Genomic DNA, 10,984 nt, shown 5'->3' on the forward strand with positions numbered 1-10,984 from the left:
GCTCGACTGGACCGACCGCCATTGCCGGCATTTCCATCGCCAGCTCACCCGCCAGACCCGGCTCTACACCGAGATGGTGACGACCGGCGCATTGCGCTTTGGTGACCAGGCGCGCCATTTGGACTATGGCGCCGAGGAGCATCCCCTGGCCCTTCAATTAGGGGGGAGCGAGCCCGAGGAACTGGCCCACGCCACGCGCCTGGCCCGGCAGTGGGGCTACGACGAGGTCAACCTGAACTGTGGCTGCCCCAGTGAACGGGTGCAGCGCGGGGCCTTTGGCGCCTGCCTGATGGCCGAGGCCCCGCTGGTGGCCGAATGCGTGCGCGCGATGCGCGAGGCGGCCGAGCCTTCCCAGGCCGGGCAGGCGGCGCTGCCGGTCACGGTCAAACACCGCATCGGCATCGACAAGGAAGAGAGCTATGCCTTCGTGCGGGACTTCGTCGGCACGGTGGCCGAGGCGGGCTGCGAGGTCTTCATCGTCCACGCCCGCAATGCCTGGCTCAAGGGCCTGAGCCCCAAGGAGAACCGCGAGGTCCCGCCGCTGCGCTACGAGCTGGTCTACCAACTCAAGCGCGAGTTTCCGCAACTGACCATCGTGCTCAACGGCGGGGTGAAGACGAACGAGGAGATCGCCGCCCACCTGGCCCATGTCGACGGCGTCATGGTGGGTCGCGAGGCCTACCACAACCCCTGGCTGATGGCCGACTGGGACACGCGCTTCTGGGGTGAGGCGGCCGACCCGGCCAGCGACCGCGATGCGGTGGAGCAGGCCATGGTGCGCTACATGGCCGAGCGCCATGCCGCGGCCGCCACGCCCTGGGCCCACATCGCGCGCCACATGCTGGGCCTGCACAACGGCTTGTCGGGAGCGCGCCGCTGGCGCCAAGTGTGGTCGGACCATCGACTCAAGGGCGAGCGGCCCGAGGCGGTGTACCGCCACGCCCACCGCGGGGCACCGGCGGCGGCCTGATCCTGCTCAACTGGCGGCGCGTGGGGCCGGGGCGTTGCGCTGCGGCCAGGTGGCCAGCAACAGCCCCGTCAGGGCCAGGCCCAGCGCCAGCACCTGGGCCAGCGCCAGCGATTCGCCCAGGAACAGCACGCCGACGGCGGTGGCCGACAGCGGCAGCATCACGCTGAACACGCCGGCCTGCTGGGCCGGCACATGGCGCAGGCCCTTCATCCAGAGCCAGACGGTGACCACGCTGGCGGCCAGGGCGTAGAAACCCAGCAGGCCCCAGTGCGCGGCATGCACTGCGCCGAAGTCGAAGCGCAGGGCCTGCCACAGGCCCAACGGCGTCACCAGGGCCAGGCCCCAGAGGTTGATCAGCGCGCTGATGCGACGGGGCGAGACCTGGGCCGTCAGCTTCTTGCCGATCACCATGTAGCAGGCCTCGCAGAACACGGCGCCCAGCAGCAGGCCGTAGCCCCACCAGGGCGCGGGGACGGCTGCGTTGCTGCCGTGCCGGCTCAAGGCCAACAGAGCGATGCCCGCCACCGCGCAGGCCACGCCGGCCATCACCCGGGGGCTGAGCGGCTCCTTCAGCCACAGGCGCGAAAGCAGGGCCACGGCAGCGGGAATGCCGGCCATCACCACCCCGGCGGCCACGGCCGAGGTGGCCGCCACGCCGAAGAGCATGCAGATGGAGAACAGGAAGTTGCCCAGGAAGCTCTCCAGGAAGAGCAGGCGCCGGTCGGCCGCGCTCAGCGGGGCCTCGCCCGGTGGGCGTTTCACCCACTGGGCCATGGCCAGTGCCGCCAGGCCGAAGCGCAGCCAGGCCAGCAGGAAGATGGGGAACACGGCCACCAGGAGCTTGGACAGGCCGACATAGCTGCCGACCAGCGCCATGCTGGCGGCCAGGCTGGCATAGGCCAGTGCGCGGGAGGAGGAGGGCGAAGACATGAGGGCCGACAGGGTAGCCGATCCCTTGCCGTGGCGCGGGGCCGCCGCCACCTGGCGTTAGGATGCGATACGGTGCCCGGCATGGGCGGCAACGGGGTTGGGGATGCGCATCCTGCTGGTCGAGGACGACGAACTGCTGCAACGGGCCCTGGCGGCCGCGTTGGCCGAGGCGGGCATGGAGCTGGACGTGCTGGGTGCGGCCGAGCCGGCACTGGACGCCCTGTCCCACGGCATGCACGATCTGGCCATCGTGGACATCGGCCTGCCCGGCATGGACGGCCTGGAACTGCTGCGGCGCCTGCGGCGCGGCGGCAACAAGGTGCCGGTGCTGATGCTGACCGCGCGGGACGGTCTGGACGACCGCGTGCAGGGCCTCAACGAAGGGGCCGACGACTACCTGATCAAGCCCTTCCTGCTGCCGGAGCTGCTGGCGCGGGTGCAGGCCCTGATCCGCCGCAGCCAGTCGGCGGCCAGCTCGCGGGTGGAGGTGGGCTCGCTGGCCATGGACATCGCCAGCCACGAGGCCGAGCTGGCGGGCCAGCCCCTGACCCTGACCGGTCGCGAGTGGGACCTGCTGCTGGCCCTGGTGCTGGCCACGCCCAAGGTGCTGGCCAAACGCAAGCTGGCCGACAGCCTCAGCCGCTGGGACAAGGAGATCACCGACAACGCCATCGAGATCTACGTGTCCCGGGTGCGCAACAAGCTGGCTGGCAGCGGCGTGACGATCCGCACCGTGCGCGGCATCGGCTACCGGCTGGATCTGGAGCCGGCATGAGGTTGGCCGATCCGCCTTCGTTGCGCGGCCGGCTGCTGCGTCTGCTGTGGTGGCCGCTGTTGCCCGTGCTGCTGCTCAGCGCCGTGTACGACTACANCCAGTGGGCGACCGGGGCGCGCTCGAACCAGGATCTGGCGCTCTCGCGCATCGCCATCGCTCTGGCCACGCGCCTGGACGTGGATGCCGATGACGCGCACGACGACGACGTCGGCCCCCATCTCGCGCGCACCGTGCAGGTGATGCAGCTGGCCGATGGCCGGGACCGGCTGTTCTTCGCGGTGCTCGATGCCCAAGGCCAGGTGCTGGGGGGCGATGGGCGTCTGATGTCCCTGATCGAACCGCCCCGTGGCGATTGGGCGGTGTTTGCCGACACGCGCTGGCAGGGCAGCGATGTGCGGGTGGTGGCCTTGCCACACCGCTCCCCGGTGGGGCCGATCACCGTGGTGGTGGCCGAGACGACGGAGCGGCGCGTGGCCCAGACCCACCACGTGCTGGTGGACACCATCGTGCCCAATCTGGTGCTGCTGCTGCTGGCCCTGGGGCTGGTGTGGCTGGGGGTGAATTTCGCCCTGGCACCGCTGGACCGTTTGAGCGAGCAGGTGGGGCACCGGTCGCAGGAGGACCTGGGCTTGATTCCCGAGTCTCCGCTGCCCAGTGAGCTCAAGCCGCTGGTGGCCGCGCTGAACCGGCTGATGGCCCATTTGCGGGCTTCGGCTCAGGTGCAGCAAGCCTTTCTTTCCAACGCAGCCCACCAGCTGCGCACGCCGCTGGCCGGGGTCATCAACCAGATCGAGCTGGTCAGCCGCGAGGTGAGTGGCGAGCCGCGTGAGCGTCTGGTGGGGGTGCAGGAGGCACTCCAGCGCATGACCCGTTCGACCCACCAGATGTTGGCCCTGGCGCGCTCCGGGCCCCAGGCGGCTGGAGCCGAGGCTGCGGCGCCGGTCGACCTGGCCGAGCTGCTGGAGGATGCTGCCTCCCAGTGGCTGGACACGGCGCTGGCCGCCGGGGTGGATCTGGGCTTCGAACCGCAGCCCGCGGTGGTGCAGGGCTCGGCCTGGATGCTGCATGAGCTGCTGGGCAACCTGATCCACAACGCGCTGCGCCACAGCCCGCCGGGCAGCCGGGTGACGGTGCGCAACGGCGGCGATACGCAGGGCGCGCCCTGGCTGGAGGTGGAGGACGAGGGGCCGGGCATCCCATCGGCCCTGCGCGACAAGGTGTTCGACCGCTTTTTCCAGGCGCCAGGGGCGGCGCCCGGTGGCAGCGGCCTGGGCCTGGCCATCGTTCGCGAAGTGGCCGAGCGCCACCAGGCTCAGGTGCGCCTGCTGGACGGCGCCGATGGCAAGGGCCTGCGGGTGCGGGTGGAGTTTCCGGCCCCCGCGTGACATTCCCTTTCAGTCACTGTCAGGCTTTTGAAGGTTGGCCCCTTCTAGCCTATGAGCCATGTTCGACGCACCTGAGACGACCATGGCTTCTTCGGAACTTTCCACCACGCCCGACTCGACGGCCTGGCACCCGCGCCCCATCGTGGTGGCCCACTGGCTGACCTTCGGTCTGCTGGTGGCTGTCTTCGCCTTCGTGCTCGGGCGCGAGTTCGTGGACGGCAAGGCGCTGGAGACGCTGCTGCTGATGCTGCACCGCTGGGCGGGCCTGTCCATCGCCCTGCTGGCGCTGACACGCCTGCTGCTGCGCACCCGCTTGCGCCTGGCCGAAGGCACCTCCGATGACCCGGCCTGGCAGCGCTGGATCGCTGGGGGCATCCATGCGCTGCTCTACCTCTTCATGCTGGGCCTGCCGCTGCTGGGCTGGGTGCTCAGCAGTGCCCAGGGCCAGACCGTGAACCTGCCCTGGGGTGGGCATCTGCCCGCCCTGATCGAGCCGAACCCGGACCTGGCCGACACGCTGGAGGATTGGCACGGCACGCTGGCCTGGATCCTGGCCGGACTGATCGGCATGCACGCCGCCGCAGCCCTGTTTCACCACTGGGTGCGCCGGGACGGCGTGCTCGCGGCGATGTGGCCGCCGGCCCGCGCTTCGCGCTGAATCGCTCCGCCGTCTTCTTCCCTTCCGTTTTTGAAACCACCCCCGTTCCGAGAGGAGACGAACGCATGACCATGTCCCGACATCCGCGCCGATGGCGTTTCTGGCTGGCGCAGGCCGCCGGCCTGCTGGCCGCCCTGACCGCGGCCACTCCGAGCCAGGCCGTTCCCAGCTACGCCCGCCAGACCGGGCAGGACTGCGTGGCCTGCCACGTGGGCGGCTTCGGCCCGCAGCTGACGCCCTATGGCGTCAAGTTCAAGCTGGGCGGCTATGCCGACACCGATGGCCAGGCCGGCAAGCTGCCCCTGTCGGGCATGCTGGTCGCGTCGATGACCCGCACTGCCAAGGAACAGGCCGAGCCGCCGGCCGATGGGGCCAAGCTCAACAACAACAAGACCCTGGACGAGGCCTCGCTGTTCATCGCCGGCCGCCTGGCCGATCAACTGGGCACCTTCACCCAGATCACCTACGACGGCGTGGGCAAGTCCACCTCGCTGGACCAGATGGACGTGCGCTTCGCCCACAGCACCAGCCTGGCCGGCAAGGATTTGACCCTGGGTGTCTCGCTGAACAACAACCCCGGCGTGCAGGACCCGTTCAACACCCTGCCGGTCTGGGGCTACCCATACGTGGCCTCGGCCCTGGGCTTCAGCGGCCCGCAGACCGGCACGCTGATCAACGGCGGGCTGGAGCAGCATGTGCTGGGCCTGACCGGCTACGGCTTCTATGACAACCAGTGGTATGCCGAGCTGGGCGCTTACCGCGACATCTCGCGCGCACTGCAGGAGCGCATGAGCCTGGGTACCGCGGATGACCCGGGCCGCGTCTCCAATGCCGGCTACTGGCGTCTGGCCTGGTTCCAGGATCACCACAGCCGGGCCTATTCGCTGGGCCTGTTTGGCTTCAATGCCGGCATCCAGCCTGATCGTCAGCCGGGTGGCCCGCGCAACACTTACCACGATGTCGGCATCGATGGTCAATACCAGTTCCTGGGCACTCGCGAGCACATGTTCACCGTGCAAGGCAGCACCATTTGGGAGCGCCAGAACCGGGACGCCATGGTGGCCGCCGGTGGGGCGGACCATGCCCGCGGCTTCCTACGCGAGACCCGCCTGAACGCCTCCTACAACTACCAGCAGACCTACGGGCTGAGCCTGGGTCGCTTCATGACCACTGGCGACCGCGACAGCCTGCTCTATGGCAGCAACAGCGCCATGGTGCCCAACACCCGCGGCACGGTGTTCCAGGCCGACTGGACGCCCTGGGGCAAGGAAGACTCCTGGATGGCGCCTTGGGCCAATCTGCGCTTGGGCCTGCAGTACACCGCCTACAACCAGTACAACGGCGCCTTCCGCAACGTCGACGGCAATGGCCGCAAGGCGTCTGACAACAACACGCTGTTCCTTTTCGCCTGGACCAGCTTCTGACACGCGGAGCAAGCAGACCATGCTGACATTGAAATCCTTGCTGAGCGCCAGCGCCTTCGGGCTGCTGGCCCTGGGCGCCACCTTGCACACCGATGCAGCGCAGGCTGCGGGCGACGCCAAGGTGGGAGCCCGTGTCTATGCCGAGAACTGCGCCGAGTGCCACAGCACCAAGGAAGGCAAGAACAAGAAGGGGCCTTCCTTGTTCGCCGGCTTCGGCCGCAAGGCCGGGGCGGTGGGCGATTTCGCCTACTCCGACGCCCTCAAGGCCAGCGGCAAGACCTGGACCGAGGCCGAGCTCGACGCTTATCTGACCTTGCCGAAGAAGGCCATTCCCGGCGGGAAGATGAAGTTCGACGGCCTGCCCGAGGCCAAGGACCGGGCCGACGTCATCGCCTACCTGGCCACGCTGAAGTGAGCCTGCGCGGGCCGGTCGGTTCAGCGGATCGGCCGGCCCTCGCGGTCCAGCACCGTCATCGCCACGTCGGAGATGGCCTGGCGACGCTGCGCATCCCAGCGCAGCACCAGCCCCCCTGCATCCCAGCCGGCCAGGCTTTCCATGGCTTGCATGAAGGCCGCCCGGCTGCCGCCGCGTGGCACGCGCCGCAGACCCTCGACCACGGCATTGCCCGCCACCCAACCTTCGAGCGAAGCGTATTCCGGGGCAGGCCCGCGGGTGGCCTGCAGCAGGCGCTGGTAGGTGGCCACGACGGGCCGCGAACTGTCGAAGGGCGAGGGCATCACCTGGGTGACCGACAGGCCGCCGGCCTTCGCGCCCAGCAGCGGGCCGATGGCCGCGGCGCTGGACAGGCTGGTGGCGAAGCAGCCCCCGGCAAAGCCGGCATCGCGCAGCGCCAGCATCACGGCCGCCGTGGAGGCGTAGGCGGCCAGGAAGACCACCGCCATCGGCTGTCCCGACATCAGCGTCCGCGCGGCCGCCTGGATGTCGCGTGATTTCCATTCCACCTGGTTGGTGGAGTTGCGCGCCACCCGCGCCAGGGCCACGGCCGGCGGCAGACCGGCGGCGGCCAGGGACTGCTGCAGCGCCTCCATGCCGGCCTGGCCGTCGGCGTCGTCCTGCTGCAGCACTGCCACCCGGCTGAAGCCGATGGTGCGCAGGCTGCGGGCGATCAGGGTGGTCTCGGCGCTCAGGCCCGGGCGCAGGTGCCACAGCCAGCGTGAGGGGTTGCGCCGCAGGCTCTCGGCGCCGGTGAGCGGCGCCAGCATCGGCACGCCGGCCTTCTCGGCCAGGGGCAGGCAGCGGTTCACCGCGTCGGTGCCCACATAGCCCACCAGGGCGAAGACTTTGTCGCCGCCCAGCAGATCCTGGGTGTTGGCCAGAGCCACCTCGGGCTCGTAGCGGTCGTCGTAGCTGATCAGCTCCAGGCGCTGGCCCCGGATACCGCCGCCGGCATTGGCGGCCTGGATGGCCAGGTGCAGGCCGCGCTGGTATTCGATGCCCAGGTGCTGGGCCGGCCCCGACAGGGGGACCGATTGCCCCAGGCGGAGCGGCTCCTTGCCGCCCAGGGGCTCGGACTGCGCCCAGGCGGACCGCAGGGGCGCTGTGGCGCCCACGGCCAGGGCCGCCTTCAGGCAGTGGCGGCGGCGTTCAGAAGGTGGCGGCATAGCGCTCAAGCTCCCAAGTGCTGACGTGGCGAGCGTAGCTCAGCCATTCGTCGCGCTTGAGTCGCAGGAACTCGCCATGCAGCACGGGGCCCAGGGCGGTGGCCACCACCTCGTCGGCCGCCAGGGCGTCCACCGCCTCGGACAGGGACTGCGGCAGCAGCGGGATGCCGCGCTGGCGGATCTCGCCCAGGGACAGGGCGAACAGGTCGTCGGTGCAGGCCGGCCCCGGGTCCAGGCGGCGGTCGATGCCGTCCAGACCGGCGGCGATCAGCACCGCGGTGGCCAGATAGGGATTGGCGCTGGCGTCCGGCAGCCGCCACTCGAAGCGGCCGGGCAGGGTGCGGACCGTGGCGGTGCGGTTGTTGGGGCCGTGGGCCACATAGGCCGGCGCCCAGGTGGTGCCCGAGAGCGATTCCCCCACCACCAGGCGCTTGTAGCTGTTCACCGTGGGGGCGGCCAGCGCGCACAGCGCCGGCGCATGGGCCAGCACGCCAGCGATGAACTGGCGGCCCAGCAGCGACAGGTCATGACCCTGAGCCCGCTCGTCCGCGCTGGGGCTGAAGAGGCCCTTGCCGTGGGCCGAGTCCTTCAGGTCCCACAGCGAGACATGGAAGTGCAGGCCGCTGCCGGGCTGGTTGGCAAAGGGCTTGGGCATCATCGAGAAGACCCAGCCCTCGCGCTCGGCCAGCGCCTGGGCGGCCAGCTTGAAGCCCATCAGGTGGTCGGCGCTGGCCAGGGCGTCGTCGTAGGCGAAGTTGACCTCATACTGGCCGTGGGCGTCCTCGTGGTCGAGCTGCAGCACGGTGTGCGACCCCAGCCTCCGAGCGTCTCCTGCAGCGCATGCAGGAAAGCGGCCTTGCGCGGCAGCGACTTCAGGTCGTAGCTGGGTTTGTCCAGCCGGTCGTCAGCATCGGCCGGCATCCAGCGCCCCTCACGCTTCTGCAGCAGGAAGAACTCGGGCTCGATGCCGGTCTTGAGCTGCCAGCCACGTTCGGCCAGGCGCGCAGTGGCGCGCTTGAGCACCTGGCGCGGGCAGGCCTCGAAGGGCTGGCCCGCCACGAAGCCGTCGCAGACCACGCGGGCGTAGCCGGGCTGCCAGGGCAGGGGATCGATGGGGTGCGCCAGGTCGGCGCGGGCGTAGTACTCCGCGCGCGACCCGGTGCGCGGCAGGCCGGTGCCCCAGATGGAGGGGCCGGCAAAACCGGCGCCGGTTTCGATCAGCTCGTCCAACTGGGCCAGGGGCAGGTACTTGCCCTTGGCCACACCGTGCATGTCGGTGAACTGGGCCAGCAGCGTGTGCACGCCCCGGGCTTGCAATGACTCACGCTGCGTGTCGCTCATGCGTGTCCCTTCAGTCCAGCCGCAGCCAGGTGGTCTTCAGTTCGGTGTACTTGTCGAAGGCATGCAGGGACTTGTCGCGCCCGTTGCCGCTTTGCTTGTAGCCGCCGAAGGGCACGGTCATGTCGTCCTCGTCGTACTGGTTGACGTGCACCGTGCCGGCACGCAGGGCGCGGGCCACGCGGTGGGCGCGGTTGACGTTGAGGCTCCAGACGCTGGCCTGCAGACCGTAGCTGGAGGCGTTGGCGATGGCAATGGCCTCTTCCTCGGTCTTGAAGCGGATGACGCTGGTGACCGGGCCGAAGATCTCCTCACGGGCGATCTTCATCTCGTTGCTGACGCCGGCGAACACGGTGGGCTCCACGTAGTAGCCACCGCTGTCGGCACGGGCTCGGCGGCCGCCGGCTACGCACTGCGCGCCTTCGCTGTGGCCGGCGTCGATGTAGCCCAGCACCGTCTTGAGCTGGGTCTCGTCCACCAGGGCGCCCAGCACGGTGTCGGGGTGCAGCGGGTCGGCCGGGGCGTACTTGGGTGCCTCGGCGGCCAGCAGCTTCACGAACTCATCGGCGATGCTGTCCTGCACCAGCACGCGCGAGGGCGCATTGCAGCTCTCGCCCTGGTTGAAGAACATGCTGCCGGCCAGGGTCTGGGCGGCACGGGCGATGTCGCCGTAGTCCTCGAAGACCAGGAAGGCCGACTTGCCGCCCAGCTCGTTGTAGACGCGCTTGAGGTTGGACTGTCCGGCGTAGTCCAGCATGCGGCGGCCCACGCGGGTGGAGCCGGTGAAGCCGATGGCGTCCACGTCCATGTGCAGGGCCAGGGCCTCGCCGGCCTCGTGGCCGTAACCGGGCACCACATTGAAGACGCCCGGGGGCAGGCCGGCCTCGACGGCCAGTTCGGCCAGACGGCAGGCGGTCAGCGGGCTCTTTTCGCTGGGCTTCAAGACCACGGAATTGCCGGCGGCCAGGGCCGGGCCCAGCTTCCAGGCGGCCATGATCATCGGGTAGTTCCAGGGCACGATGGCGCCGATCACGCCCATGGGCTCGCGGGTGATCATGGCCAGGGCGTGGTCGCCGGTGGGGGCGATCTCGTCGTAGATCTTGTCCACGGCCTCGCCGTACCAGGCGATGCAGCGGGCGGTGGCGGTCACATCCACGCCCATCGAGTACTGGATGGGCTTGCCCATGTCCAGGGTCTCGAGCAGGGCCAGTTCTTCCTTGGCGGCCAGGATCTTCTCGGCAAAGCGCTGCAGCACCTTCTTGCGGGCGGCCGGGGCCTGACCGGCCCAGCGGCGGTCCTCGAAGGCGGCGCGGGCGCTGCGCACGGCGGCGTCGATGTCGGCGCGCTGGCCGCGGACCACGTCGGTCAGGAAGCGGCCGTCCACCGGCGAGTGCTTGGCAAAGGTCTGGCCGTCAACGGCCGCCACGCGTTGGCCATCGATCACGGCACGGCCATCGGCCTTGAGGGCCTGGGCGCGTTCAGTCCAGTTCACGTGGTGGGGCATGGTGTGTCTCCAGGGGCAAAAAAAGGGCCGTCGCGGCAGCGCGAACGGCCCCGGTCGGTGCGGGGCGGCGCCGCAGCGCCGCCCGGGGGATCAGAACGCGACGACCAGCGAGGTCGCCAGCATCTGGTTGAACTTCTTGTAGTCGTCCTTCTTCACGTCGTAGAACACGGCCCGGTCAGCACCATCGATGCGGTATTCCAGCTTGACAGTGGTGTTGGTATCCCACGCGTACTTTCCACCGAAGGTGACGGCATAGCGGTTGGCGCCTTCATCAGGATTGCCGCCATTCTGGTCGGGGCCGATGCCGTTGCGGCCATCCGCCTGGCTGTAGCCGAACAAGCCGCCGCCATTCTTGCGGTTTAGATGTAGTCGGCCCG

Annotated in this window: 10 protein-coding genes and 1 pseudogene; 6 read left to right on the forward strand and 5 right to left on the reverse strand. The window is 69.7% G+C overall.

Annotation, left to right across the window (positions count from 1 at the left end):
- The coding region (gene dusA / locus I73_RS28355; RefSeq protein WP_022981531.1) for a tRNA dihydrouridine(20/20a) synthase DusA at positions 1–970 on the forward strand (970 nt) is incomplete at its 5' end.
- Positions 971–976: 6 nt separating this feature from the next.
- Here dusA and I73_RS15960 read toward each other — a convergent pair.
- A complete protein-coding gene (locus I73_RS15960; protein ID WP_022981532.1) occupies positions 977–1,900 on the reverse strand; it encodes a DMT family transporter in 924 nt (307 codons plus the stop codon).
- Positions 1,901–2,003: 103 nt separating this feature from the next.
- Here I73_RS15960 and I73_RS15965 point away from each other — a divergent pair, with 103 nt between their 5' ends.
- From I73_RS15965 to I73_RS15985, 5 genes are all read left to right on the forward strand, one after another.
- The gene (locus I73_RS15965) at positions 2,004–2,675 is read left to right on the forward strand and encodes a response regulator transcription factor (RefSeq protein WP_022981533.1); all 672 of its coding nucleotides are present in this window, start codon (positions 2,004–2,006) and stop codon (positions 2,673–2,675) included.
- Positions 2,672–4,060, forward strand: a complete 1,389-nt coding sequence (locus I73_RS15970) for a sensor histidine kinase (protein WP_022981534.1) — start codon at positions 2,672–2,674, stop codon at positions 4,058–4,060. Before I73_RS15965 ends, I73_RS15970 begins: the two co-directional genes overlap by 4 nt.
- Before the next feature lie 82 nt (positions 4,061–4,142).
- On the forward strand, positions 4,143–4,718 hold the full coding sequence (locus I73_RS15975; protein WP_159105896.1) for a cytochrome b: 576 nt from the start codon (positions 4,143–4,145) through the stop codon (positions 4,716–4,718).
- Between the two features lie 65 nt (positions 4,719–4,783).
- Positions 4,784–6,142, forward strand: a complete 1,359-nt coding sequence (locus I73_RS28360) for a hypothetical protein (RefSeq protein WP_022981536.1) — start codon at positions 4,784–4,786, stop codon at positions 6,140–6,142.
- 19 nt (positions 6,143–6,161) lie between these two features.
- Positions 6,162–6,557, forward strand: a complete 396-nt coding sequence (locus I73_RS15985) for a c-type cytochrome (protein WP_051049244.1) — start codon at positions 6,162–6,164, stop codon at positions 6,555–6,557.
- A gap of 20 nt (positions 6,558–6,577) precedes the next feature.
- Here the strand turns inward: I73_RS15985 and I73_RS15990 are convergent, their stop codons facing one another.
- The 4 genes and pseudogenes from I73_RS15990 to I73_RS16005 form a co-directional block, all read right to left on the reverse strand.
- Positions 6,578–7,765 (reverse strand): ABC transporter substrate-binding protein, encoded by a 1,188-nt coding sequence (locus tag I73_RS15990; RefSeq protein WP_022981538.1) that lies wholly within the window; start codon positions 7,763–7,765, stop codon positions 6,578–6,580.
- Positions 7,749–9,106: pseudogene (gene glnT / locus I73_RS34865) on the reverse strand (type III glutamate--ammonia ligase). Before glnT ends, I73_RS15990 begins: the two are co-directional and overlap by 17 nt.
- A gap of 10 nt (positions 9,107–9,116) precedes the next feature.
- Positions 9,117–10,607, reverse strand: coding sequence for an aldehyde dehydrogenase (locus tag I73_RS16000; RefSeq protein WP_022981539.1), 1,491 nt, complete (start codon positions 10,605–10,607; stop codon positions 9,117–9,119).
- Positions 10,608–10,697: 90 nt separating this feature from the next.
- Positions 10,698–10,984, reverse strand: a 287-nt coding sequence (locus I73_RS16005) for a DUF3138 family protein (RefSeq protein ID WP_148289813.1), incomplete at its 5' end; no start/stop codon positions are given.

The sequence above is a fragment of the Ideonella sp. B508-1 genome (assembly GCF_000333615.1).
GTDB lineage: Bacteria > Pseudomonadota > Gammaproteobacteria > Burkholderiales > Burkholderiaceae_C > Ideonella.